Annotated in this window: 21 protein-coding genes and 1 pseudogene; 10 read left to right on the top strand and 12 right to left on the bottom strand. The window is 74.5% G+C overall.

All coding sequences use genetic code 11. From position 1 onward, the window contains the following. Positions 1-55 precede the first annotated feature (55 nt). Positions 56-1,390: an O-antigen ligase family protein gene (locus tag SOY78_RS09845; RefSeq protein ID WP_324701500.1), complete on the top strand. Its 1,335-nt coding sequence runs from the start codon at positions 56-58 to the stop codon at positions 1,388-1,390. Positions 1,391-1,400: 10 nt separating this feature from the next. Here the strand turns inward: SOY78_RS09845 and SOY78_RS09840 are convergent, their stop codons facing one another. From SOY78_RS09840 to SOY78_RS09815, 6 genes are all read right to left on the bottom strand, one after another. After that, a complete protein-coding gene (locus SOY78_RS09840) occupies positions 1,401-2,339 on the bottom strand; it encodes a low molecular weight phosphatase family protein (RefSeq protein ID WP_324701499.1) in 939 nt (312 codons plus the stop codon). Continuing rightward, positions 2,336-3,367 carry an acyltransferase gene (locus SOY78_RS09835; protein ID WP_324701498.1) on the bottom strand — a complete coding sequence of 344 codons (1,032 nt, stop codon included), beginning with the start codon at positions 3,365-3,367 and terminating at the stop codon, positions 2,336-2,338. Before SOY78_RS09835 ends, SOY78_RS09840 begins: the two co-directional genes overlap by 4 nt. 114 nt (positions 3,368-3,481) lie before the next feature. Then, on the bottom strand, positions 3,482-3,787 hold the full coding sequence (locus tag SOY78_RS09830) for a hypothetical protein (protein WP_324701497.1): 306 nt from the start codon (positions 3,785-3,787) through the stop codon (positions 3,482-3,484). 58 nt (positions 3,788-3,845) lie between these two features. Continuing rightward, on the bottom strand, positions 3,846-4,535 hold the full coding sequence (gene deoC / locus SOY78_RS09825) for a deoxyribose-phosphate aldolase (RefSeq protein ID WP_036340586.1): 690 nt from the start codon (positions 4,533-4,535) through the stop codon (positions 3,846-3,848). A gap of 20 nt (positions 4,536-4,555) precedes the next feature. After that, entirely contained in the window at positions 4,556-6,286 is a 1,731-nt protein-coding gene (locus tag SOY78_RS09820) for a phospho-sugar mutase (RefSeq protein WP_324701496.1), read from the bottom strand. After that, complete coding sequence (locus tag SOY78_RS09815; RefSeq protein WP_002854392.1) at positions 6,286-7,131, bottom strand: purine-nucleoside phosphorylase; 846 nt, start codon at positions 7,129-7,131, stop codon at positions 6,286-6,288. The genes SOY78_RS09820 and SOY78_RS09815 overlap by 1 nt, the downstream gene beginning before the upstream one ends. Positions 7,132-7,204: 73 nt before the next feature. Between SOY78_RS09815 and SOY78_RS09810 the strand changes: the two genes are divergently transcribed. Then, positions 7,205-8,635 (top strand): NAD(P)H-quinone dehydrogenase, encoded by a 1,431-nt coding sequence (locus SOY78_RS09810; RefSeq protein ID WP_141843179.1) that lies wholly within the window; start codon positions 7,205-7,207, stop codon positions 8,633-8,635. Between the two features lie 107 nt (positions 8,636-8,742). On the opposite strand, the gene SOY78_RS09805 is transcribed toward SOY78_RS09810, so the two are convergent. The 6 genes and pseudogenes from SOY78_RS09805 to SOY78_RS09780 form a co-directional block, all read right to left on the bottom strand. Continuing rightward, a complete protein-coding gene (locus SOY78_RS09805) occupies positions 8,743-10,179 on the bottom strand; it encodes an MFS transporter (protein ID WP_324701495.1) in 1,437 nt (478 codons plus the stop codon). Between the two features lie 171 nt (positions 10,180-10,350). Then, positions 10,351-12,206: pseudogene (locus tag SOY78_RS09800) on the bottom strand (acetyl/propionyl/methylcrotonyl-CoA carboxylase subunit alpha). A gap of 164 nt (positions 12,207-12,370) precedes the next feature. Next, positions 12,371-13,066 carry a Maf family protein gene (locus tag SOY78_RS09795; RefSeq protein ID WP_324701494.1) on the bottom strand — a complete coding sequence of 232 codons (696 nt, stop codon included), beginning with the start codon at positions 13,064-13,066 and terminating at the stop codon, positions 12,371-12,373. Beyond that, positions 13,063-14,751, bottom strand: coding sequence for a DUF885 domain-containing protein (locus SOY78_RS09790; protein ID WP_135039830.1), 1,689 nt, complete (start codon positions 14,749-14,751; stop codon positions 13,063-13,065). The genes SOY78_RS09795 and SOY78_RS09790 overlap by 4 nt, the downstream gene beginning before the upstream one ends. 35 nt (positions 14,752-14,786) lie before the next feature. Beyond that, positions 14,787-15,080, bottom strand: a complete 294-nt coding sequence (locus SOY78_RS09785; protein WP_235187762.1) for a hypothetical protein — start codon at positions 15,078-15,080, stop codon at positions 14,787-14,789. After that, positions 15,077-16,660, bottom strand: a complete 1,584-nt coding sequence (locus SOY78_RS09780; protein ID WP_041103546.1) for an acyl-CoA carboxylase subunit beta — start codon at positions 16,658-16,660, stop codon at positions 15,077-15,079. Before SOY78_RS09780 ends, SOY78_RS09785 begins: the two co-directional genes overlap by 4 nt. A 189-nt stretch (positions 16,661-16,849) precedes the next feature. Here SOY78_RS09780 and SOY78_RS09775 point away from each other — a divergent pair, with 189 nt between their 5' ends. The 8 genes from SOY78_RS09775 to SOY78_RS09740 are packed head-to-tail and all read left to right on the top strand — an operon-like array spanning position 16,850 to position 24,498. Next, positions 16,850-17,686 carry a biotin--[acetyl-CoA-carboxylase] ligase gene (locus SOY78_RS09775; RefSeq protein ID WP_216880108.1) on the top strand — a complete coding sequence of 279 codons (837 nt, stop codon included), beginning with the start codon at positions 16,850-16,852 and terminating at the stop codon, positions 17,684-17,686. A gap of 30 nt (positions 17,687-17,716) precedes the next feature. Then, positions 17,717-18,244, top strand: a complete 528-nt coding sequence (locus SOY78_RS09770; protein WP_010079241.1) for a PH domain-containing protein — start codon at positions 17,717-17,719, stop codon at positions 18,242-18,244. Beyond that, positions 18,241-19,380, top strand: coding sequence for an adenylate/guanylate cyclase domain-containing protein (locus SOY78_RS09765; protein WP_095695457.1), 1,140 nt, complete (start codon positions 18,241-18,243; stop codon positions 19,378-19,380). Before SOY78_RS09770 ends, SOY78_RS09765 begins: the two co-directional genes overlap by 4 nt. Positions 19,381-19,391: 11 nt before the next feature. Beyond that, on the top strand, positions 19,392-20,150 hold the full coding sequence (locus SOY78_RS09760) for a PP2C family protein-serine/threonine phosphatase (protein ID WP_095695458.1): 759 nt from the start codon (positions 19,392-19,394) through the stop codon (positions 20,148-20,150). 40 nt (positions 20,151-20,190) lie between these two features. Continuing rightward, a complete protein-coding gene (ligA, locus tag SOY78_RS09755; protein ID WP_324701493.1) occupies positions 20,191-22,584 on the top strand; it encodes an NAD-dependent DNA ligase LigA in 2,394 nt (797 codons plus the stop codon). Beyond that, positions 22,581-23,498: an inositol monophosphatase family protein gene (locus tag SOY78_RS09750; protein WP_324701492.1), complete on the top strand. Its 918-nt coding sequence runs from the start codon at positions 22,581-22,583 to the stop codon at positions 23,496-23,498. Before ligA ends, SOY78_RS09750 begins: the two co-directional genes overlap by 4 nt. Then, positions 23,495-23,977: a hypothetical protein gene (locus tag SOY78_RS09745; RefSeq protein WP_101962508.1), complete on the top strand. Its 483-nt coding sequence runs from the start codon at positions 23,495-23,497 to the stop codon at positions 23,975-23,977. Before SOY78_RS09750 ends, SOY78_RS09745 begins: the two co-directional genes overlap by 4 nt. After that, a complete protein-coding gene (locus SOY78_RS09740) occupies positions 23,974-24,498 on the top strand; it encodes a GNAT family N-acetyltransferase (protein ID WP_095695462.1) in 525 nt (174 codons plus the stop codon). The genes SOY78_RS09745 and SOY78_RS09740 overlap by 4 nt, the downstream gene beginning before the upstream one ends. Positions 24,499-24,586 lie beyond the last annotated feature (88 nt).

Here is a 24,586-nt window from a genome sequence, read left to right as displayed (position 1 = left end):
TCTACGCTGGGCGTGGGGCGGAGACGTGCCCCGGGATGACGACGGAGGAGCGGTCATGACGGTGGGGTACGACGCGCGGGGGTCGCGATCCTCCGATCCTCGCTACGTGGCCCTGCAGGCGGAGCGGGAGAAGCACGCCCGCGCCGCCGCCCGCGGCACGTCCGTGTGGTCGGCCGACCAGGACGCCGTCGTCCCCCGCGAGCCCCTGCGCATCCCCGAACTGCTGCTCGGCGCCCTGCTGGCCATGGAGGCGTTCGGCGTTCCCCTCGGCCCCGTGGCGCTCCCGCTGAACGAGGCGGGCATGCTCCTGCTGCTGGCCCTGGCGCTGTGCCGACGGTCCCGCCGCGATGTCTCCGCCCTCGGTTTGACCGCCGTGCTCGCCGCCGCCGTGCTGCTGTTCCTCGCGATCGTCTCCGTGTCCCAGGGCATCCCGGACCTGGAGTGGCTGCGCCGGTGGGTGCGGATGGCGGCCCTCGTCGGGCTCGTCGGCTGCATCGCCGGCGGCCGGCTCAGCCTGCGCTCGCTGGCCGTCGGGCTCGGCGCCGCCATGGCCCTGAACGTGCCCCTCTTCTATGCCGGCCTCGTGCCCGCGCCCTACGGCAGCTTCCTGACCGGTGTCCTCGCGGACAAGAACGTGGCGGGCCTCTACTACGCGGCCATGCCGGTCCTGGCGCTCGCCCTCGTGCGGACGCGGCGGTGGAAGCTGATCCTGCTCGTCGCGGCAGCGGTGTGCGTCGTCCTCACGGGCTCCCGCACCTCCATGGCGGGCTTCGCCTGCGCCGTCCTGTGGCTCTGGCTGACGCCGCGGATGGGGGCGGGTCTGCGCCTGGTCCTGCTGGCGGTCCTCGCCTGGGCGGTCGCGTTCGCCGAGGAGAACCTGGCCCGCATCGCCGTCTTCGCGGACCGCACCGGCACGGACTGGCTGCGCTCGAACATCCAGGCCGAGACGGCCGTGCGCGTCGCGGAGACGCCGTGGTACGGCCGGGGCCTCACCACGGCGTACGTGGACTTCGGCGGTGCCACGTGGCACTACCACAACTCCTACGCGGGCCTCTACACCGAGGGCGGTGTCGTGCTCCTCCTCGCCGTCCTCGGCGCCTACGCAGTCTTCGGGCTGCGCCTGTTCAGCGCCCGGCTGCGCACCCCCTCGCGCGCGGCGGTGGAGGCGGCGGCCGTCGTCGTGTTCGTCTCCGCGACGCAGCTGGGCGAGGTGTTCATCACGATCCCGAGCATGCTCGTCGTCGCCGCCGGCGTGACCCTCTGGCTCGACGAGCGGGACGCCCCGCTCGAGAGCGAGGTGCTCGAGCGGCGCCGTCGTCGGGTGCTGGCCGCGGCGCGCCGGGGGCAGCACGCCCCGTCCTCCGGTGGGCACGCCGTCCCCGATCTCTGACGCCGGCCGGTCAGGCGCCCGTCGGCTCCTCCTCCACGAGGTCCCCGTCGAGGGCCCGGGCGATCTCCCACGCCAGCAGCTCGACGATCGGCTGCGCGGTCTGCGCCATCGCGGCGTAGCCCTCGGCGGGGCCGCGGAACGGGTCCGGCAGATCCGCGTCCGGTCGCTCCCCCTGGGCGATCAGGCGGGAGCGCAGCTCCGCCAGCGCCGTGACGAGCGCGGTGACGCCCGCGCCCGGAGGGACCGACGCGGCGAGCTCCTCGCCGTGGTCGCGCAGGAGGGTGCCCATGCCGAGGATCGTGAAGGTCCGGCGCACTGCCGCGGGGTCCTCGCGCAGCACCTCGTCCAGGTGGTCGTCCGTCGCGGTCAGGACGAGGTCCTGGTCCGCCAGCGAACGCCCGGTCAGCTGCTGCGGTCGATGCTGCGTCAACGCGGCGCGGACGCGGCGGCTCGGCGCGAGGTCGAGCAGCGGGCCGGGGACGGTCAGCGCCTGGTTCGGTTCCGTGCCCGCGCTCGTGACCACCGCGCGGCCCCGGTCGCCGAGCAGGGCGTTGAGCTGCGCCTGCAGCGCGTACTCCACGTAGGCGGAGCGGCAGATGTTGCCCGTGCACACGACGAGGACGCGGGCGCTCGGCAGGGGGCCGGGGACACGGTCGGCCGGTGAGGCGGGCGAGGCCGGCTCAGCGGCCGCGGCGGTCGCGGGAGCCACCGCGCGCTCGGCCGGCGCCGCATGCTGCCGCGGCGCGGCGGGGTCGGCCGGGTGGGGGAGGAACGCCGGGCCGAGCCGGAACTCGGCGAGGCGATCCTCCCGCGCCGTGGAGGCCGCCGGGGCGCCGGCGTCACCGCCGTCACCCGCCGGGTGGCCGCCGTCGTGGGCCGGCACCTCGGGCTCCTCCGGCGTCGGCGGCAGGAACGGGTTGCGGATCGGGGGGCGATGATCCCTGCTCATGGGTGTGTCCTCTCCGAGGCGGTCGTGACGCGCGGCAGCGCGGACGTGACGGGGTGCGGGGGCTCCATGCGTCGCAGGCGGTGCACCGGGTGCCAGCGGCGGCGCGCCCCCGTGAACGGCTTGGACAGGGGGGTGGCGAGCAGGGCGAGGCCTGCCAGCCAGCTGAGGGCGAGCGCGAGGGCGAACTTGGCGGCGTTGTTCTCCACGCCGTGGCGCGTGACCCACATCAGCACCCAGCCGTGCAGCAGCACCACCACCGTGCCCGTCCGGACCAGGGCGGTGATGGCGAGGCGCAGGGCCTGACCGGTCCCGGTGCGTCGGGCGAAGGAGCGCAGCAGTCCCTCCACCGTGGAACCGAACACGAGCACCATCCCCGCGGACGTCAGGACGCCCACGACGGGGGTGAGCACCGGCGTGCCGAAGCCGCCGAACTTGATGTTGGGCGGCTCCAGGCCCAGCCGGACCGCGACCAGCCCGAGCAGCACCAGGCCGACGCCGATGAGCGTCCGATGGCGCCGCACGTGCGGCTGGACGCGGCGGCGGAACATCTCGCCGCTGAGGACGAACAGCAGGCACGGCAGGGCCAGCCCGACGCCCAGTGGCGTGCGGGCGATCGCGGAGTCCGGCACGAGGTGGGCCCACGCCAGCCCGGCCAGGCCCACCGCCCAGGCGACGGCGGACGGGAAGCGCTCGAGGAATCGGCGCAGCACCGTGGTGAAGAACAGGACGGAGATGAACCAGAACGCCCACCACGGGGGCTCCTGGTCCGCGCCCCCGTACCAGCCGGTGAGCATCAGGCGCCGCAGGAGGTCGGGGTCGTCGGCGAACCACGCGAACGCGGCCACGGACATGAGCGCCGCCCACACCAGGTACGGCACCATCAGGCTCCGGAAGCGGCCCCGCACGTCCGTGGCCCAGGGGCGGCCGCGCGTCCAGAAGTAGCCGGTGAGGAAGAAGAACAGCGGCATCCGCCAGATCTCCAGGTACCGGCTGAAGGTGAGGTCCGTCAGGTATGCGTGACCCAGCACCACCGCCGCGATGGAGACAAGCCGAAGGGCGTCCACCCCCGTGTTGCGGGTGGACGCCCTTCGGCGCGCGGCGGCCGGACGACCGGTGTCAGCGATCCTCGGCTCCGGGCTGGCTCAGCGGTGCGCGGCGCCGGTCTCGACGGCGTGGGCACCGGTGGCGGCGTGGTCGACGGCGGGGCGGGTGTGGATGGCGGTGGTGTCCACGGTGTCGCTGCGGCCCAGGAACGCCTTGGGGATCATGAAGGCCACGGTGGCCAGGGCCAGCGCGATCAGGCCGGGGATCCAGACCGACTCGAGCGACCAGAAGCCCATGGCGTAGAGGCAGCCGAGGAACGCGCCGAAGGCGACGATGAAGGCGATCAGGGAACCCCAGACGCCGCCCACGTTGGAGTGGTCGATGGCCTTGCCGTTGCGGATCACGTGATGCTCCTTCGGTGCGGTCCCGGCCGGGGCGGACGCCCGGCCGAAGTGATGCGAGTCAGTCGGATCCCAGGATAGCAAGCGCGGAGCTGGCCCCGATCCGGGTGGCGCCGGCCTCGATCATCGCCAGGGCGTCCGCGCGGGTGCGCACCCCGCCGGAGGCCTTCACGCCGATGCGCTCGCCCACGGTGCGGCGCATCAGCGCGACGTGCTCGACGGTGGCGCCCGCGGTGGAGAAGCCCGTGGAGGTCTTCACGAAGTCCGCCCCGGCCTCGACCGCGGCCTCGCAGGCCAGGACGATCGCGTCGTCGTCCAGCAGGGCGGTCTCCACGATCACCTTGAGCAGCGCCCCGCCGTCGCCTGCGGGGCCGTCCGCGTGCGCGGCCTCGGCCACGGCGCGGACGTCCGCGACGAGCCGGTCGCGGTCCCCGGCGCGGGCCGCGGCGACGTCGAGGACCATGTCCACCTCGTCCGCGCCGGCGTCGATCGCCTGCCGGGCCTCGAAGGCCTTGACCTCCGAGGCGTTGGCGCCGAGGGGGAAGCCGATCACGGTGCAGGTCAGCACGTCCGAGCCCGCGAGCTCGGCGGCCACCAGCGGCACCCACACGGGGTTGATGCAGACGCTCTTGACCCCGGCCTCGCGGGACTCGGCCACGAGGCGGCGCACGTCCGCCTCCGAGGTGTCGGCCTTCAGGGCGGTCGCGTCGATGTACTTCGCCAGCTCGGCGGTGGTGAGGGAGACGGTCATGTCCGCCAGCCTACCGAGGCTCAGCCGCCCACGAGGGCCGTCACCTCGGCGCGCAGCGCCTCGAGCCGCTCGGCGGCCGCGGCCGGGTCGGCGTCCCGGGTGCCGAGGTAGCACTTGAGCTTCGGCTCGGTGCCGGAGGGACGCACGAGCACGCGGGTGCCGGAGTCGGTGGCGAACAGCAGCGCGTCCGTGGGCGGCAGCCCGTCCCCGCCGGCGGCCAGGTCCCGGCGCACGGTGACCGGCTCGCCCGCGAGCGTGGCCGGCCCCTGCTGACGCAGGGCGGTCATGGTGCGGGCGATCAGGGACAGGTCCGCCACGCGGACCGAGACCTGGGCGCTGGGCATGGCGCCGGTGACCGCATCGACGTCGGCCAGGGCGTCCGTCAGGCCGCGTCCCTGCGCCGTGAGGGCGGCGGCCAGCTCCGCGGCCATGAGGGCGGCCGTGATGCCGTCCTTGTCCCGCACCATGTCCGGGTCCACGCAGTAGCCGAGGGCCTCCTCGTAGCCGAAGCCGAGGTCCGGGGCGCGGGAGATCCACTTGAAGCCGGTCAGCGTGACGTGGTGCCTCACCCCCTTCGCCTCCGCCAGGGCGGCCAGCTGCGGGGAGGAGACCACGGAGTTCGCGGCGCTGCGGCCGGCCGCGTGCAGGGCCGGCATCGCGTGCGCGCCCAGCAGCGTCCCGACGGCGTCGCCCGAGAGCATCCGCCACGTGCGGACGCCGTGCGCGTCGGTGACGGGCGCGGCCAGGGCCAGGCGGTCGGCGTCGGGGTCGTTGGCGATCACCAGGTCCGCGTCCACCTCGGCGGCCAGGGCGAGGGCGAGGTCCATCGCCCCCGGCTCCTCCGGGTTGGGGAACGCGACCGTGGGGAAGGCCGGGTCCGGGGCGGCCTGCTCGGCCACCACGTGGACGGGGCCGAAGCCGGCGTCCTCGAGCAGGCCCGGGACCACGGCGCCGCCCACGCCGTGCAGGGGCGTGTAGACCACGCGCAGGTCGCGGTGGCCGTGCCGGCCGTCGTCGAGCACGCCGAGGGCCGCCGCGCGGTAGGCCTCCAGCAGGTCCGGCCCGGCCACGGTCCAGCCGTCGTCGGCGAGCGGGATGTCCGCGGCCCACGCCGCGTGGTCGATGCGGGCGGCGATCTCCGCGTCCGCGGGGGAGACGATCTGCGCCCCCCGGCCCGCCTCGTCCGTGAGCCGCCCGCCGAGGTAGACCTTGTAGCCGTTGTCCGCGGGCGGGTTGTGGCTGGCCGTGACCATCACGCCCGCGTCCGCGCTGAGATGGCGCACCGCGAAGGCGAGCACCGGCGTCGGCAGCGGGTCCGGCAACAGGACGGTCTGCACGCCCGCGGCCGTCAGGACGGCGGCCGTGTCCGCGGCGAAGGCGGCCGAGCCGCGTCGCGCGTCGTACCCGACGACGGCCAGCGGCGGGGCCGCGTCCCGTCCGACGCCGTCCCACAGGTGGGCGGCCAGACCCGCCGCGGTGCGGCGCACCACGAGCCGGTTCATGCGGGACTCGCCCGGGCCCTCCTCGGCGCGCAGGCCGGCGGTGCCGAAGACGAGCGGCCCGGCGAAGCGGGCGGCGAGCACCGCCCGGGCGGCCGCGGCCTCCGGGCCGACGCCGGCGGCCGCGTCGAGCTCGGCGCGCAGGGTGTCCCGGTGCGCGGGATCGGGGTCCTCCGCCGCCCACCGCTCAGCCCGGGCGAGGACGTCCTCCGGGAGCGCGGCGACGTCGTCGTGCGGGGGATGCGCGGGCATCAGAGCCGCCCCACGATGTCCGCGAGCAGGCGCGCGATGCGCGGGCCGGCGGCCTGGCCGGCCTCGACGACCTCGGCGTGGGACAGTGGCGTCTCCGAGATGCCGGCGCCGAGGTTGGTCACCAGCGAGATGCCGAACACCTCCAGCCCGGCGTGACGGGCCGCGATCGCGTCCAGTGCCGTGGACATGCCGACGAGGTCGCCGCCGAGGGTGCGCGCCATCCGCACCTCGGCGGGGGTCTCGTACTGCGGGCCGGCGAACTGGACGTACACGCCCTCGCGCAGGGACGGGTCCACCTCACGGGCGATCGCGCGCAGCCGCGGGGAGTAGAGGTCGGTCAGGTCCACGAACGTGGCGCCGGCGAGCGGGGTGGCGCCGGTGAGGTTGATGTGGTCCGCGATCAGGACGGGGGTGCCCGGGGCGATCTCCGGGTCCAGGCCGCCGCAGCCGTTGGTCAGCACCACGGTGCGTGCCCCGGCGGCGGCGGCGGTGCGGACGGTGTGCGCCACGGCCTGGGCGTCGCGGGACTCGTAGAAGTGCGTGCGCGAGCCGAAGACGAGGGCGTGCGTGCCGTCCGGCAGTCGGACCGAGCGGATCACCGCGTTGTGGCCGGGCACCTTCGGGGCGTGGAAGCCGGGCACCTCGGCCAGCGGCACGGCGGCGACCTCGTCGCCGATCAGGCCGGCGGCCTCGCCCCAGCCGGAGCCGAGGACGACGGCGACGCGGTGCTCCGCCACGCCCGTCGCCCGGGCGATGGTGTCGGCGGCCGCGCGGGCCTCGGCGAAGCCCGGATGGTCGCCGGTCAGGGGGGAGTCGGGGGAGGGGATGCTGGTCTGGTCGGTCACGTCGTGGAGTCTAGGCGGTGTCCCGTGGGCGCGGGCTAGGACTTTCCCGTCCGCGGCGGACACAATGGAGCCCGTGACCGAGGAAAACAGCACCTTCATCCCGTCCCTGACCATCATCGGCGGCGGCCCCGGCGGCTACGAGGCCGCCATGGTGGCCGCGAAGCTGGGCGCCCGCGTGACCCTGGTCGAGCGCCAGGGGTTGGGCGGCGCGGCCGTCCTCACGGACGTGGTCCCCTCCAAGACGCTGATCGCCGCCGCCGACTCGATGCGCCGCGTGGGCGCCTCCGTGGACCTGGGCGTCGATCTCGGCGGGGCCGAGGTCCACGCGGACATGGGCCAGGTCGGCCGCCGCATCCTGAACCTGGCCCACGAGCAGTCCTCGGACATCCGCGCGGGCCTCGAGCGGGTCGGCGTCCGGGTGATCGACGGCGTGGGCCGCGTCGTCGGCCCCCACGAGGTGTCCGTCCGCGCCCTCGACGACGCCGACGCCGGCGCCGAGCCCGAGATCATCACCTCGGACGCGATCCTCGTGGCCGTCGGCGCGAGCCCCCGCGAGCTGCCCACCGCCGTCCCGGACGGCGAGCGGATCTTCAACTGGAAGCAGGTCTACAACCTCAAGGAGCTTCCCGAGCACCTGATCGTCGTGGGCTCCGGCGTCACCGGCGCCGAGTTCGCCTCGGCCTACAACCGCCTCGGTGCCAAGGTCACCCTCGTCTCCTCCCGCGACCGCGTGCTCCCCGGCGAGGACGCCGACGCCGCCGAGCTGCTCGAGAAGGTCTTCGAGGACAACGGCCTCAGGGTGATCGCCCGCTCCCGCGCCGAGGCCGTCGAGCGGACCGAGACCGGCGTGCGCGTGCACCTCTCCGGCGAGGGCGCCGAGGACACCCCGTCGATCGAGGGCTCCCACGCCCTCGTCGCCGTCGGCGGCGTGCCGAACACGGCGGGCCTCGGTCTCGACGACGTGGGCGTGAAGCTGGCCGACTCCGGCCACGTGATCGTGGACGGCGTCTCCCGCACGTCCGTGCCGAGCATCTACGCGGCGGGCGACTGCACGGGCAAGCTCGCCCTCGCCTCGGTGGCGGCCATGCAGGGGCGCATCGCCGTCGCCCACCTGCTCGGCGACGCCCTCAAGCCGCTGCGCCCGCACCTGCTGGCCTCGAACATCTTCACCTCGCCGGAGATCGCCACCGTGGGCGTCACGCAGGCGCAGGTGGACTCCGGCCAGTATCAGGCGGACGTGCTGCGCCTGGACTTCCACACCAACCCTCGCGCCAAGATGTCCGGCGCGGAGGAGGGGTTCGTGAAGATCTTCGCCCGTCAGGGCTCCGGCACCGTGATCGGCGGCGTGGTGGTCTCGCCGCGCGCCTCCGAGCTGATCTACGCGCTCGCGCTCGCGGTCACGCACAAGCTGCACGTGGACGACCTCGCGGACACCTTCACCGTGTACCCGTCCATGTCCGGGTCGATCGCGGAGGCGGCACGCCGCCTGCACGTGCGCATCTGACCCAGAGACAACTTTCGGTCGTGAGATAGGGCCTATCTCACGACCGAAAGCGTCCATTCCCCCGATGTCACGTTCGACAGTGCGGGCGGGGGCCCGGGCGGGCGGGGTCAGCGCGCGGCGCGACGCTCGCGGGCCGAGGTGACGGTGTCGAGGTCCGTGTGGCGGGTCTCGGGGGAGAGCGCCAGCGCGATGACGGTGATCGCCGAGGCGGCGGCCAGGTAGTAGCCGACGTAGGAGACGTCGAACTTCTGCACGAGCCAGGCGGCGATGAACGGGGTCAACGCCGCGCCGAGGATCGAGGACACGTTGTACGCGATGCCGGAGCCGGTGTAGCGCGTGTTCGTGGGGAACAGCTCAGGCAGCACCGCGGACATCGGCCCGAAGGTCAGGCCCATGAGCGTCATGCCCGTGGCCAGGAACGCCAGCATCAGCGGCACGTTCAGCTCCGCGCCCACGCCCATGTTCTCCGGCGAGAGCCACAGGCCGAACGAGAGGCCGAACAGCACCATGAGCACCGAGATCACGATCAGGGTGGGGCGGCGGCCGAAGCGGTCCGCCAGCAGGCCGGAGACCGGCACGAACGCCGCGAAGAACAGGATGCCGACCAGCTGCAGCACGAGGAATTCGGCGTAGGGGACACCCAGGAAGCCGTTGGCCGGCTTGCCGATCGCGTAGGAGAGGATCCACGTGGTCATCAGGTAGAAGAGCACGTAGGTGGCGTACATGACGAAGGTGCCCAGGATCAGCTCCCACCAGTTGCGGCGGAACACCTCGCCCAGCGGCGCCTTCACGCGCTGGTCGCGGTCGAGGGCGCGCTGGAAGACCGGGGTCTCCTCGAGCTTGACGCGGACGTAGAGGCCCACGGCCACCATCACGATCGAGAGCAGGAACGGCACGCGCCACACCCACGTGAGGAACGGGCCGTCGAGCACCGGGCTCGTGGAGTCGTGGCTGAAGCCGAGCACGAGCGCGAGGAACAGGCCGTTGGCCAGCAGGAAGCCGATCGGCGCGCCGAGCTGCGGCCACATGGCCGCCTGCGCGCGCTTGCCGTCCTTGGCGTACTCGGTGGCCAGCAGGGCGGCGCCGGACCACTCGCCGCCGAGCCCCAGGCCCTGGAAGAAGCGCAGCAGCGTCAGCATGGCCGGCGCCCACAGGCCGATCTGGAAGTACGTGGGCAACAGGCCGATGAGGAACGTCGCGATGCCCATGGTCAGCAGCGAGCCGATGAGCGTGGTCTTGCGGCCCACGCGATCGCCCAGGTGGCCGAAGACGACGGCGCCCAGCGGCCGGGCGACGAACGCCGCGCCGAAGGTGGCCATGGAGGCCAGCAGGGCCGTGTTGTCGTCGCCGCCCGCGAAGAAGATCAGCGGGAACACCGAGACGGCGGCCGTGGCGTAGATGTAGAAGTCGTAGAACTCGATCGAGGTGCCCACCAGCGAGGCGATGATGACCCGCGAGCGGGGCACCTCCTCCGCGGTGGCGGCCGCGTCCGACGTGAGATCGGTGGGGGCGCCCGGGTTCACGGGCGGGGTGGAGTGGGACATGGTGTCTCCCTGGTATGACGGGCACAGGGGGTCGCGAGCGACCACGATGTGAGACGAAGATGCGTGCCAGGTTAAGCCTCGTCGCGCCGATCTGCGAGAGTCATGTCCCCGTCGTCCACCATGTGGAACCAGCCCACGACGCCGGCGCTCCCCGCCGTCGTCGCCGGCGGCTCACTCCGCGTCGGCGATGGTGGCGATCACCGTGCCGGCCGTGACCGTCTGGCCCGGCTCGACCTCGAGCCCGCTGACCACGCCCGCGCGGTGGGCCGCGAGCGGCTGCTCCATCTTCATGGCCTCCACGACCACGATCAGGTCGCCCTCGGCCACGGTCTGGCCGTTCTCGGCGGCGACCTTCACCACGGTGCCCTGCATTGGGGCGGTCAGCGCGTCCGTGCTGACGGCCGCGGCCACCGGCGCGCCGCGCTTGCCGCGGGGCCGGCGTCGTCCCGCACCGGCCCGCTGGGCCGCGCCGGAGATCGTGTGCAGGGCCTCGCCCCACGTGGGCAGGGTGACGTCCACGCGCTTGCCGTTGACCTCCACGGTCACGGTGTGGCGTGCCTCGCGGGGGCCGGCTCGGCCGGGGTGAGGGCGCTCGGCTCGATGTGGTTCGCGAACTCCGTCTCGATCCACCGGGTGTGCACCGAGAACGGCTCCTCCGAGCCGGCGATCTCGGGGGCGAAGGCGGGGTCGCGCACCACGGCGCGGTGGAAGGGCAGCACCGAGGGCATGCCGACGATCTCGGCCTCGCGCAGGGCGCGGGCGGCGCGCTGCAGGGCCTGGCGGCGGTCCGCGCCGGTGACGATCAGCTTGGCGACCATGGAGTCGAAGGCCCCGGACACGGTCTCGCCCTCCACCACGCCGGCGTCCACACGGACGCCGGGGCCGCTGGGCATGCGGAACGTGGTGAGCCGGCCGGGGGCGGGCAGGAAGTTGCGGCCCGGGTCCTCGCCGTTGAGGCGGAACTCGATCGAGTGGCCGCGGGGCTGCGGGTCCGTGTAGCCGAGGGCCTCGCCGCGGGCCAGGCGGAACTGCTCGCGCACGAGGTCGATGCCGGTGATCTCCTCGGAGACCGGGTGCTCCACCTGCAGGCGCGTGTTCACCTCGAGGAAGGAGATGGTGCCGTCCTGACCCACGAGGAACTCGCACGTGCCCGCACCGACGTAACCGGCCTCCTGCAGGATCGCCTTGGAGGACTCCACGAGGCGGGCGTTCTGCTCGTCCGTGAGGAACGGCGCCGGGGCCTCCTCCACGAGCTTCTGGTTGCGGCGCTGCAGCGAGCAGTCGCGGGTGGAGATCACGACGACGTCGCCGTGCACGTCCGCCAGGCACTGCGTCTCCACGTGGCGCGGCTTGTCCAGGAAGCGCTCCACGAAGCACTCGCCCCGGCCGAACGCAGCCACGGCCTCACGGACCGCGGACTCGTAGAACTCGGGGATCTCCTCGCGCGTGCGGGCCACCTTGATGCCGCGGCCGCCGCCGCCGTAGGCCGCCTTGATGGCCACCGGCAGGCCGAACTCGTCCGCGAACGCGACGACCTCCTCCGTGCCGGTCACGGGGGAGGTGGTGCCCGGCGCCAGCGGGGCGCCGACCTTGGTGGCCAGCTGGCGGGCCGAGACCTTGTCGCCCAGCCGGTCGATCGCCTCGGCGGGCGGGCCGATCCACACGAGGCCGGCGTCGGCCACGGCGCGCGCGAAGTCCGCGTTCTCGGAGAGGAAGCCGTAGCCGGGGTGCACGGCGTCCGCGCCCGCGCGCTCGGCGGCGTCGAGGATCTTGCCGATCACCAGATAGGAGTCGGCGGCGGTCTCCCCGCCGAGGGCCACGGCCTCGTCCGCGAGCATCACGTGCAGGGCGTCCCGGTCCGGCTCGGCGTAGACGGCCACGGAGGTCAGCCCCTCGTCCTGGCAGGCCCGGATGATGCGCACGGCGATCTCGCCGCGGTTGGCGATCAGCACCCGGGAGAACCGGCGCTCCGCCGCGGGGTCGACGGGCGGGACGACCGAGGCCTGCGGTGCGTCGGCGATGCTCATGGGCGATGGACTCCTCGGACGATCACGACTGGGGGTGCGGGCGCCACGTCCGGGGTCGTGCCCCTCACCCGCTGGGGCGAAAGGCGCGGGACGGCGCCGACTCTGACCAGCACCCTACTCGTTGTGGCGGAACCCTCCGAGGCACGCGGCCCTGTCGCGCCGGATCAGCGCTGCGCGTTGGAGGGTTCCCACAACCGGGTGAAGTCCTGGCCCAGGGCCGCCGCGGCCCGCCGCAGCCACGCCACGGACAGCCCGATCACCGCGTTGGGGTCCCCGTCCACGCCGTCCACGAGGGCCGCGCCCGCGCCGTCCACCGTGAACGCGCCCGCGCAGTGCAGCGGCTCGCCCGTGGCCACGTAGGCCTGGATCTCGGCCTCGGTGACGGCGCCGAAGCGCACGACGGCGGACACCACGCCCGCCTCCGCCGCCATCCCCGACGCGGCCCCGGACTCCGGCAGCACCAGGCCCAGCCAGTGGCCCGAGTGCAGCACGCCCTCCCGGCCGGCCTGGGCGCGCCAGCGCTCGACGGCGACCTCGGGCTCATAGGGCTTGCCGTGGGCGCGGCCGTCGAACTCGAACACGGAGTCGCAGCCGAGCACGAGCGTGGGGGCCTCGACGCCGGCGGCCGCCACCCGGGCGGCCACGTCGCGGCCCTTGGCCTCCGCCAGCAGGCCCGCCAGCTCCGCCGGCGACGGGTCGCCCGCCGCCGCGCCCACGGCCGCCTCGTCCACCCCCGAGACGACGACGCGGAACGGCACCCGCGCCCGGGTCAGGACCTCCGCTCGGCCGGGGGAGGCCGAGCCGAGCACCAGCCGCAGGCCCGTGCCGAGGCCGGCCGCGCCGTCGTCGTGCGGGATCACGCGAGCGCCTCCCGCAGGGTGTCCAGGCCCATGCCGCCCAGGCGCAGGGCCCGGGTGTGGAAGGCCTTGAGGTCGAAGTCGGCGCCCTCGGCCTGCTCGTGCTCGGCGCGGATCTGCTCCCAGATGCGCTGGCCCACCTTGTACGCCGGCGCCTGCCCCGGCCAGCCGAGGTAGCGCGTGAACTCGAAGCGGCGCTGGCCCTCGGAGATCCTCAGGTGCTTGGTCAGGAACGCGTAGCCCTTCTCCGGGGTCCACGCGCCGCCGCCCTCGGACTCGGGGGCGTCGAAGCCGCAGTGGTAGCCGATGTCGAACACCACGCGGGCCGCGCGCATGCGCTGCATGTCCAGCATGCCGAGGTGGTCGCCCGGGTCGTCGAGGAAGCCGAGCTCCTCCATGAGCTTCTCCGCGTACAGCGCCCAGCCCTCGCCGTGGCCGGACGTCCAGCAGAAGCTGCGGCGCCACAGGTTGAGGTTCTCCCGGTTCATCATGGCGGTGGCGATCTGCAGGTGATGGCCCGGCACGCCCTCGTGGTAGACCGTGGTGGTCTCCGCCCACGTGGTGAACTCGTCCTCGCCCGGGGGCACGGACCACCACATGCGGCCGGGCCGGGAGAAGTCGTCCGAGGGGCCGGTGTAGTAGATGCCGCCCTCCTGGGTGGGGGCGATCATGCACTCGAGCCGGTCCATCGGGGCCGGGATCTCGAAGTGCTCCTTCATGGCCTCGACCGCGTCGTCGGAGAGCCGCTGCATCCACGTGCGCAGGGCCTCGGTGCCCTTCAGGGTGCGCTCCGGGTCCGCGTCCAGGATCGCGCGCGCCTCCTCGATCGTGGCGCCCGGCCGGATGCGCTCGGCGTCCGCCTGCTGCGCGGCGATGATGCGGGCCAGCTCCTCCTGGCCCCAGCGGTAGGTCTCCTCGAGGTCGATCTCGGCGCCGAGGAAGACGCGGGAGGCCAGCCGGTAGTACTCGATCCCGACGCCGTCCGCCTCCGGGGCGTGCGGGCGCAGCTCGGCCTCGAGCGTGTCCGCGAAGTCGCGGTAGGCCTGCGCTGCGGTGTCCGCGCCGGAGCGGATGCGGGCGGCCAGGGCGTCGTCCACGACGTCGGCTGCCTCGGCCCGCTCGACCAGGCCCGGGAAGAACCCGCCCGCGGCGCCGTGGGCGCGGGCCTGTTCCACCACGATGTCCACCTGGCGCACCGCGGCCACGTGGCCGGCGTCGCGGGAGGCGAGCAGGGACTCCGTGTAGCCGCGCAGGGCGGCCGGCAGGTTCTCGAGGCGGCCGGCGATGTGGCCCCACTGCTCCGCGGTGTCCGTGGGCATGAGGTCGAAGACCGCGCGGATGCTCTGGGCGGGGGAGGCGATGTTGTTCAGCTCGGTGCGGCCGGTCGCGTGGATCTCCCGCTCGAGGCCGATGCGCTCCTGCATGGCCGCCTTCGTGACGCGGTCCGTCTCATCCTGCAGCTCGAGCGCGGCCAAGTCCTCGAGCAGGCGGGCGTTGAGCTCGTCGTCGGCGCGGGCGCCGGCGGGGGAGAAGTCCGTGTACTCGGTCTCTCGGCCCGGGAAGCCGAGCTCGGTGGCGGTGTCCGGATGCAGGGCGAGGAGGTCGGTCACGTAGCGCTCGGCGAGCGCGTCGATGGCGGACGGGGTGCGGGCGCCGTCGACGGCGGCCTCGGAGGTGTGCTGGGTCATACCGGCACTCTAGGCGCTGGCGCCCGCGTCCCGGCTCACTGCGGGCCCGCGCCCTGACGCCACTGACCGCGGCCGGGCCGGGCCCACAGGCCCAGGTCGCCGCGACGGCGGAGCGTGCGGTCCAGGGGGCGGGGGTCGGCGGCCTCGGCGGCGAGCCGGGCGGCTTCGGCCCGGGCCGCGGCGGCCGCCTCGAGGACGGCGGCCAGTGCGGCCATCTCCTCCGGCTCCAACTCCGGGCCGCTGAGCTGCAGCGGGTCGGCCGACGGCGGCGTGGCCTGCGTCGACTCGTCGTTCTCGTCCGGGGCGCCCGGGCCCAGCAGGGCGCTCACAGCGGCATGTTCCCGTGCTTCTTGGCGGGGCGGGCCTCGCGCTTGTGCAGGGTGGCGCGTAGGGCGCGGATGAGCTGGCCGCGGGTGGCGTGCGGGGGCACCACGGCGTCCACGTAGCCCAGCTCGGCGGCCTGGTACGGGTTGAGCAGCTCGGCCTCGTAGTCGGCCACGATCTCGGCCCGGCGCGCGTCGACGTCGCCGCCCGCCTCCGCCGTCGCCTTCAGGTCGCGCCGGTACAGGATGTTCACGGCGCCCTGGGCGCCCATCACGCCGATCTGCGCGCTCGGCCAGGCCAGGTTCAGGTCCGCGCCGAGCTTCTTGGAGCCCATCACGATGTACGCGCCGCCGAAGGCCTTGCGCGTGATCACGGTCAGCTTCGGCACGGTGGCCTCGGCGTAGGCGTAGATCAGCTTGGCGCCGCGGCGGATGATGCCGTTGAACTCCTGGTCCGTGCCGGGCAGGAACCCGGGCACGTCCACGAGGGTGATGATCGGGATGTTGAACGCGTCGCAGAAGCGCACGAACCGCGCGGCCTTCTCCGAGGCGGCGATGTCCAGGGTGCCGGCGAACTGCATCGGCTGGTTCGCGACGACGCCCACGCTCATGCCGTCCAGGCGGGCCAGGCCGGTGATCACGTTGGGCGCGTACAGCTCCTGCAGCTGCAGCAGGTGGCCCTCGTCCACGATCGAGGCGATGACCTCGAGCATGTCGTAGGGCTGGTTGGCGGAGTCCGGGACGATCTCGTCCAGGGCGAGGTCCTCGTCCGTGGGCTCCGGGTCCGCGGCCTCGAAGGTCGGGGCCTCCGCGAGGTTGTTGGAGGGCAGCAGCTCGAGCAGCTCCTGCACGTAGGCGATCGCGTCCTCCTCCGAGGAGGCCATGTAGTGGGCGGTGCCGGAGGTGGCGTTGTGCGAGCGGGCGCCGCCGAGGGTCTCCATGTCCACGTCCTCGCCCGTGACGGTCTTGATCACGTCCGGGCCGGTGATGAACATGTGCGAGGTCTGGTCCACCATCACCACGACGTCCGTCAGCGCCGGCGAATAGGCCGCGCCGCCGGCGGAGGGGCCCATGATCAGCGAGATCTGCGGGATCATGCCCGAGGCCAGGACGTTGTTCCGGAAGATGTCCGCGAACTGGGCGAGGGAGGCCACGCCCTCCTGGATGCGCGCGCCGCCGCCGTCGAGGATGCCGATCACGGGGCAGCCGTTGCGCGCGGCGAACTCCTGGACCTTCACGATCTTCTGGCCGTTGCGCTCGGACAGCGAGCCGCCGAACACGGTGAAGTCCTGGGAGTAGACGGCCACCTGGCGCCCGTCCACGGTGCCGAAGCCGGACACCAGGCCGTCGCCGGCCGGGTGCTTGGCGTCCATGCCGAACGCGGTGGTGCGGTGCACGGCCAGCGCGTCCAGCTCCACGAAGGAGCCCTCGTCAAGGAGGAGGTCGATCCGCTCGCGCGCGGTGTGCTTGCCGCGCGCGTGCTGGCGCTCGACGGCGTCCGGGCCGCCGGGCGCGGCCGTCGCCTCGAGCCGCCGATGCAGGTCGGCCAGCCGGCCGGCCGTGGTGGTCAGATCGGGATCGGTCACACGTCCTCCTTGTGGTGGTCCGCCAGATGCGGAGGCTCAGTCGGCCAGTCTACGGGCCGCCGCGGACGCCCTCGGTTGGAGGAAGCCCACAAACGGCGAGGACGTCGGCCCGGGCCGCCCCTCCGCGCGCCCCGGCGGCGGATCGGCCCGCCCAGCCCGCCCCCGGGAACGCCGTGTATATCTAGGGGCATGCACCCCGACGACGCCCCCACACCGGATCTGACCTGGCTGGACTCCGCCGGCTCCACGCAGGATGAGCTCCTCGCGCGGCTGGACCGCGAGGGGCACCGGCACGGTGCGGCCGTGGCCACCGCGGACCAGCGGGCCGGCCGGGGTCGGCACTCCCGCGTGTGGAGCGCCGCGCCGGGGGCGGCGCTCGCCCTGTCCGTGTACCTGCGTCCCGAGTCCGGCGGGGTGCCGGTCTCTCCGGCCCACCTGAGCTGGCTCTCGCTCGTCGCCTCCGCCACGGTCGCCGAGCGCCTCGCGGCCCGGGGTGTCCCGACGCACGTGAAGTGGCCGAACGACGTGCTCGCCAGGGACGGGCGCAAGCTGTGCGGCGTGCTGGCCACGGTGGCGCTGTCCTCGGACGGCAAGGGGCCCGGCGTCGTCGTCGGGATGGGCGTGAACCTGGACCACCGCGGGGCCGCCCCGGTGGACACCGCCACGGACCTGGCGGAGTGGATCGGCGCGGACGCCGTGCCCGCGCCCCGGGACCTCGCGGTCGAGCTGCGCGACGCCGTCGTGGCGGCCGTGGACCGCTTCGCGGCGGGCGTGGCGGGGCAGACGACGGCCGTGGACGGACGCCACCCCGCCGTGGCGGCCGTGGCGGACCACCTCTCCACCTTGGGCCGTGCGGTGCGCGCCGAGCTGCCCGGCGGCGGCGTGCTGGAGGGCACCGCCGTGGGCCTCGGCCCCGGCGGCACCCTGCGCGTGAAGCACGTCACACCGGACCGTGGCACAATCGAGACCGAGGTCAGTGCGGGGGACGTGGCCCACCTGCGCGGAGACGTCCATCGCGGCGCATGACACACCCGTCCCGGTCAGGAGGTGACCGCCGTGCGACTCGAGCCCGGTGAGCAGGTGATGGTCCGCACCCGCACCCACCCGCGCGCGCTGCTGCGCCCGGCCGCGGTCCTCGTGGCCGTCGCGTTCCTGCTCGGCCTGGCCGTCGGCGTGCTCGCACGCCCCGACCTGCCCGGGATCGTCGCCGCGAACCGCGCCGTGCTCGAGGCGGCCGCGTGGGTGGTCGCGGCGCTCGTCCTGCTCCCCGGCACCGTCCGCCCGCTGTGGCGCTGGGTCTTCCGGCGCACCGTGCTCACCGACCGCCGCATCCTCCAGGGCGCCGGCGTCGGCGGCTCCGGTGCCGCCATGCCGCTCGTGTCCATCGCCGACGTGCAGCGGCGCCGCCGCGGCTCGGGTGCCGGAGACCTGCACATCCTCTTCCAGGAGCCCGCCCGCCAGGTCCACTGGCGGCTGCGCGACGTCCCCGAGGCCGCGCGCTTCGAGGAGGCCCTGGCCCACCTCACCCGCCAGGCCCGCACCGCAACCTGGCCCGCCCCCGTCCCGACAGGAGACCTCCGATGAGCCGTCCGGAGACACCGGACACCGCACCGCTGCCGATCGTCCCGTCGGCTGAGGACGAGACCGCCCGCGACGTCGAGGAGCGCTCCGCCCAGCCCGCCGGCTGGACGAGCGCGATGCGCACGCTCGACGCCGGCCTGGTGGTGGGCCCGCGCGCCTACACCTCGCGGGAGGTGGCGCGGCGCCTCGGCGTCTCGATGGGCTCCGCCCGGAAGATCTGGCGTGCGCTGGGCTATCCGACGTCGCCGGAGGGGCACAAGGCCTTCACCGAGGCGGACATCGAGGCGTTCGAGTCCGTGCTCACGCTCGTGCGCTCGGGGACCCTGAACGAGGACACCGCCATCTCGCTGGCGCGCTCGATCGGGCAGATGACGGACCGCATGGTGGTGTGGCAGATCGAGGCGCTCGTGGAGGACAAGATCGCCTCCGAGGACCTGACGGACCCGGAGGCACGGCGGGCCGCCGTCGACATGCTCCCGGACATGGTCGGACCGCTCGAGAAGGCCATGCGGATCGTCTACCGGCGCCAGCTCAACCGCGCCGTGCAGCGCCTGACCGTGCGCGTGGAGGCCGGGCTGGCGGCCAGCGCCCGGGGCCGCGACGGCTCCGAGTCGGACGCGCCGCTGCCGCTGGCCCGCGCCGTCGGCTTCGCGGACATGGTCTCCTACACGACGCTCTCCCGGACCATGGACGACCGGACGCTGGCCCGCATGGTGCTGCGCTTCGAGTCCCTCGCCGCCGAGACCATCTCCGCCGGCGGCGGCTGGCTCGTGAAGACCATCGGCGACGAGGTCATGTTCAACGCCGAGACCCCCGAGGCCGGTGCCGCGATCGCGCTCTCCCTGGCCGAGACCATCGCCGCGGACGAGGAGCTGCCCTCGGCGCGCGTCGCCCTGACGTGGGGACGGGTGCTCTCCCGCATGGGGGACATCTACGGGCCCACCGTGAACCTCGCCGCGCGGCTGACGTCCCTGGCCGATCCGGGTACCGTGCTCGTGGACGCCATGACCGCTGCGGCCCTGTCCCGGGACGAGCGCTTCGTGCTCGTCCCGCAGCCGCCCAGGATCGTCCGCGGGTTCGGAGAGGTCCGCCCCTCCCTGCTCATGGACGGGTCGGCCCAGACCCTGCTCGCCGACTGATCGAGGACCCCGTGGACCCCCGCCCCGAGACCCCGTCCGCGCCGCGGCCCCAGGCCGCCGGCGCCACCCACGTGGGCGTCGTCCGCGACCTGAACGAGGACGCGTGGACCCTCGTCGGGGAGCCGCTGGTGCTCGCCGCCGTGGCCGACGGCATGGGCGGGCACGAGGCCGGTGAGGTGGCCTCGGCCGCCGCGATCGAGACCCTGCGCCGCCGCGCCCCCGAGGTGCTCGCCCCGGGCACGGCCCACACGCCCCAGGAGCTCGGCCACCTGATCCACGAGGCGGACGCCGCCGTCGTCGAGGCCGGGCTGGGGCGCTCCGGCACCACCCTGACCGTCCTGGCCTGCCTGGACACGGAGCGCGGCCGCTGGGCCGTGGCGAACGTCGGCGACTCCCGGGTGTACCTGCGGCCCGTCGGCTCGCCGGTGCTCCAGCAGCTCACGGTGGACCACTCGGCGGTCCAGATGCTCGTCGACGCGGGGGAGCTCACCCCCGCCGAGGCCCGCGTCCACCCGCGCCGCAACGTCATCACCCGCGCGCTCGGCTCGCGCGAGGCGCTCACGGTGGACGTGGCCGAGATCCCCCTCGCCTCCGGGGACCTCGTCCTGCTGTGCAGCGACGGCCTGACCGGCGAGCTGCTGGACGAGGAGATCCGCGCGCTGATCGACGACGCCGACACCCTCGAGGACGCCCTCGAGAAGCTCATCGGCGCCGCCCTGTGGCGCGGCGGCCGGGACAACGTCACGGCGGTGCTCGTGCGCATCCCCTGACCCGGGTGCGCCGTCCGGGACGCCGACTACGCTGGGCCGGGTGAGCACCCCCAAGGAATCCGCCGCCCAGCCCGATCCGCAGGACATCCCCGCCGCGGACCTGCGGGAGGAGTACGAGGACCTCGTGGAGCGGGTCCGCGCCGCCCGGACCGCCTACTACCAGCGGGACGCCCCGGAGATCTCGGACGCCGAGTACGACGCGCTGTACCGCCGCCTCGAGGACCTCGAGGCCCTCCACCCCGAGCTCGTGTCCAACGACTCGCCCACCCAGGAGGTCGGCGGGGAGGTCTCGGAGGCGTTCGCCCCCGTCCGGCACGGGGCCCGCATGTACTCGCTCGAGGACCTGTTCTCCGTCGAGGAGCTCGAGGTCTGGTTCCGCCGCGCGGCGCAGGCCCTGACGCAGGTGCGGCCGGGCGTGGCGCCCCGCTGGCTCGTGGAGGTGAAGATCGACGGGCTCGCCGTCGCCCTGCGCTACCGGGACGGGCGGCTCGTGCAGGCCGCCACCCGCGGCGACGGTGTCACGGGCGAGGACGTCACCGCCAACGTGCGCACCATCGGGGACATCCCGCACGAGCTCTCCGGCGAGGGCTGGCCCGCCGAGTTCGAGGTGCGCGGCGAGGTGTTCATGTCCTCCGCCGCCTTCGCCGAGCTCAACGCGCGCCGTGCGGAGGAGGGCCAGACGCCGTTCGCGAACCCGCGCAACGCCGCCGCCGGCGCCCTGCGTCAGAAGGACCCCGCGGTCACCGCGCAGCGCCCGCTGGCCATGTTCGTGCACGGCATCGGCTCGGTCGAGGCGTTCGGGCTGGACTCCCAGCACGAGGTGTACGACGCGCTCGCGGGCTGGGACCTGCCCGTGAGCCCCTACACCCGCCGAGTGGAGGGCGCGGACGAGGAGGCGGTGGCCGCCGTCGTCGCGGTGATCGAGGAGTACGGCCGGCGTCGGCACGAGCTGATCCACGAGATCGACGGCATCGTGCTGAAGGCGGACGCGTTCGCGGACCAGCGCTACCTCGGCCACACCTCCCGCGTGCCCCGCTGGGCCGCGGCGTACAAGTACCCGCCGGAGGAGGTGCACACGCTGCTGCGGGACATCGCGGTCTCGGTGGGCCGCACCGGGCGGGTGACCCCGTTCGCGGTGATGGAGCCGGTCACCGTGGCCGGGTCCACCGTCTCCCTGGCCACCCTGCACAACCAGGACGTGGTCAAGGCCAAGGGCGTGCTGATCGGGGACACCGTGGTGGTGCGCAAGGCCGGGGACGTCATCCCCGAGGTCGTGGGCCCCGTGCTGCCGCTGCGTGAGAAGGCGATCGAGGCGGGCCGGGAGCTGCGCGAGTTCGTCATGCCCGCGCACTGCCCGTCATGCGGCACGCCGCTGGCCCCCGCCAAGGAGGGGGACGTGGACCTGCGCTGCCCCAACGCCCGCTCCTGCCCGGCCCAGCTGGCCGGCCGCGTCGAGCACCTGGCCAGCCGCGGCGCCTTCGACGTGGAGGCGCTCGGCGAGGAGGCCGCCCGCTGGCTCGTCCAGGGCCCCGGCGAGGACCCGGCCGAGCACGAGGGGCACGTGCGGCCCGAGGGCCCGGGCCCCATCACGGCGGAGGCGCAGATCTTCGACCTCGCCTCCGGCACGCCGGAGGAGATCACGGGCCCCCGGGGCGAGGACGGGTTGACGGACCTGCAGCGCTCCCTCGGCGCGGTGCGCGTGTGGCGCGAGGGCCGCACGAAGGTGGACGGCCGCCTGGTGCCCTCGGGCGTGTTCACGCTCAAGCCGTACTTCTTCACCGCCGGCACCGCGAAGAAGCCGTCCGCGCCCACGGCCAACACGCTGCGCCTGTTCGACGAGCTCGAGAAGGCCAAGTCCCAGCCGCTCTGGCGCACCCTCGTGGCGCTGTCCATCCGGCACGTGGGCCCGACGGCGGCCCGCTCGCTGGCCACGGCGTTCGGCTCGATGGCGGCGCTGCGCGCGGCGGCCGAGGCCGGCGACCGGGACCGGCTGGCCGAGATCGACGGCGTCGGCCCGATCATCGCGGACGCGCTCATCGAGTGGTTCGCCGAGGACTGGCACCGGGAGATCGTGGACCGGTGGGCCGCGGCGGGCGTGGTCATGGAGGACGAGCAGGACGAGTCCACCCCGCGCACGCTCGAGGGCCTGACCGTGGTGGTCACCGGCTCGCTCGAGGGCTTCTCCCGCGACTCCGCGAAGGAGGCGATCCTCGTGCGCGGCGGCAAGGCCTCCGGGTCCGTGTCCAAGAAGACCGACTTCCTGGTGGCCGGCGACGCCGCCGGCTCCAAACTGGACAAGGCGCAGTCCCTCGGTGTGCCCGTGCTGGACGAGGCCGGGTTCACGGCGCTGCTGGCCGGCGGCCCGGACGCGGTGCGCCCGGCGGACACGGACGATGCCACCGACGGCGCCGCAGACGGGGAGGCCTCGGCATGAGCGCGCGCATCACGGTCCCGGGCCTGCTCGTGGTCGCCAAGGCCGCCGCGCGCGCCGGCGCGGACGTCCTGGCCCGGCGCTGGACCGGTCACCACCCGGCCGTCCCGCTCGGCATCGAGGAGATCGGCGCGGAGACGAAGTCCTCCGGCTCCGACTGGGTCACCGACTACGACCGCCGCGCCGAACAGGCCGTCCGGCAGGTCATCGCCGGCTACCGCCCCTCGGACGAGATCACCGGCGAGGAGTACGGCGCCACCCTCCCGGCCGAGCCGTCCGGGTACCGCTGGTCCATCGACCCGCTGGACGGCACCACCAACTTCGTGCGCGGCCTGCCGCAGTTCTGCACCTCGGTGGCCGTCACCGGCCCGGCGGACGCCGAGACCGCCGACCTGCTGGGGGTGGCCGAGGGCACCGAACGCTGGCTGGCCGGCGTCGTGGCGGCGCCCGCGCTGGGACGCACCTGGTTCGCGAGCGCGGGCCGGGGCGCCTTCAGCACCGCGGACGCGACGACGGCGGGCGTGGACGTGCCCGACCGGGACGCCGCCCCCGTGCGGCTCACCGGTCCCGTGCCGGGGCGCTCCGGGCGGCTGCTCGCCACCGGCTTCGGCTACGACCCCGCTCGCCGGGCCCTGCAGGTGCGCGCGCTCGCGGCCCTGCTGCCCGCGTTCGGGGACGTGCGGCGGATCGGCTCGGCGGCGCTGGACCTGTGCATGGTCGCGGACGGCACCCTGGACGCCTACGCCGAGTTCGGCACGCAGGAGTACGACTGGGCCGCCGGCGCGCTGGTGGCGGAGGAGGCCGGCGTCGCGGTGACGCGGCCCGCCTCGGCGGACGGCACGGCACATCCCGACTGGATGGTGGCCGGCGACGTGGACGCGGCCGCCCTGGCCGCCGTGATGGGGGAGATGGCATGAGGCGGATCGTCGGAGACCCGTGGTTCTACCCGGTCCTGTTCGTGGCCGGCGGCCTGACGTTCATGATCGCGGGGACGCGCCTGCAGCAGGTCGGCATGATCGTGGCCGGGCTCGTCCTGGCCGGCTACGCGGTCACGTACCGGTGGGCGGTGCGGGTCCGCTCGCGGCCGTTCGCCGGCGCGCAGGCGCACGTCGAGGGCGGCGGCGTCGTCGTGTTCTGGCGGCCGGGCTGCGCGTTCACGAAGCGGCTGATCAAGGAACTGACGGCGCAGGAGCGGGGCCGCGCCTACTGGGTGAACATCTGGCAGGAGCCGGCCGCCGCGACGTTCCTCGAGGGGCTGCACGAGGCGCGCGACGGCCACCCCCACCAGGCCGTGCCCACCGCCTGGCTGCGTCGGCGCGACTACGTCGTGGCCACGGACGCGACCCGCGCCCGCCTGAAGGACACGCTGCGCCAGCACGCCGGAGGTGACGCATGAGCGCCCTCGTCCGCCCGCTGCGCCCCGAGGACCACGAGGCGGTCGCCGAGCTCACCCTGGCGTCCTATGTCGACGGCGGCCACATCGCCCCCGACGACGCCTACGTGAAGACCCTCATGGACGTGGCCGACCGGGCCGGCCGCGCGGAGGTGCTCGTGGCCGAGGTCGACGGCGAGGTGGCCGGGTCCGTGGTGCTCACCCCGCCCGGCTCGCCCCTGGCCGAGACCTCCGGCGACGGGGAGTACGAGTTCCGCATGCTCGCCGTGCACCCGCGGTTCCACCGCCGCGGGGTGGGCGGCGCCCTGCTGGCCGAGATCGTGGCGCGGGCCCGCGCCGAGGAGGACGTGGACGCCGTCGTGCTGACCACCATGCCCTCCATGACCGGCGCCCACCGGATGTACGAGCGCGCCGGCTTCGTGCGCGTCCCGGAGCGGGACTGGTTCCTCGCGGACGTGGTGCCGGACCTCGACCCGGCCGACGAGACCGGCCCGTTCCTCGTCTACCGGCTCGCGCTGGACTGACCCCGGGCGGGACATCGGCGCCGGGACCCCATTCGGGGCGGGAAATCCCTGTCATGCGGGCCCGGAGCGCCGCGGTGGGGTGGATCTC

The organism is Micrococcus sp. HOU01 (genome assembly GCF_035609305.1).
Lineage (GTDB): Bacteria > Actinomycetota > Actinomycetes > Actinomycetales > Micrococcaceae > Micrococcus > Micrococcus luteus.
Note: the sequence above shows the minus strand (reverse complement) of the source record. Positions and strands in the feature narration are given on the sequence as shown.

Excerpts from the sequence above, each read along its gene's own strand:
- SOY78_RS09790 (WP_135039830.1), bottom strand. The coding sequence starts at position 14,751 with ATGACCCAGCACACCTCCGAGGCCGCCGTCGACGGCGCCCGCACCCCG.
- SOY78_RS09750 (WP_324701492.1), top strand. The coding sequence starts at position 22,581 with ATGAGCGCGCGCATCACGGTCCCGGGCCTGCTCGTGGTCGCCAAGGCC.
- SOY78_RS09745 (WP_101962508.1), top strand. The coding sequence starts at position 23,495 with ATGAGGCGGATCGTCGGAGACCCGTGGTTCTACCCGGTCCTGTTCGTG.
- SOY78_RS09740 (WP_095695462.1), top strand. The coding sequence starts at position 23,974 with ATGAGCGCCCTCGTCCGCCCGCTGCGCCCCGAGGACCACGAGGCGGTC.
- SOY78_RS09845 (WP_324701500.1), top strand. The coding sequence starts at position 56 with ATGACGGTGGGGTACGACGCGCGGGGGTCGCGATCCTCCGATCCTCGC.
- SOY78_RS09765 (WP_095695457.1), top strand. The coding sequence starts at position 18,241 with ATGAGCCGTCCGGAGACACCGGACACCGCACCGCTGCCGATCGTCCCG.
- SOY78_RS09840 (WP_324701499.1), bottom strand. The coding sequence starts at position 2,339 with ATGAGCAGGGATCATCGCCCCCCGATCCGCAACCCGTTCCTGCCGCCG.
- deoC (WP_036340586.1), bottom strand. The coding sequence starts at position 4,535 with ATGACCGTCTCCCTCACCACCGCCGAGCTGGCGAAGTACATCGACGCG.
- SOY78_RS09805 (WP_324701495.1), bottom strand. The coding sequence starts at position 10,179 with ATGTCCCACTCCACCCCGCCCGTGAACCCGGGCGCCCCCACCGATCTC.
- SOY78_RS09775 (WP_216880108.1), top strand. The coding sequence starts at position 16,850 with ATGCACCCCGACGACGCCCCCACACCGGATCTGACCTGGCTGGACTCC.
- SOY78_RS09820 (WP_324701496.1), bottom strand. The coding sequence starts at position 6,286 with ATGCCCGCGCATCCCCCGCACGACGACGTCGCCGCGCTCCCGGAGGAC.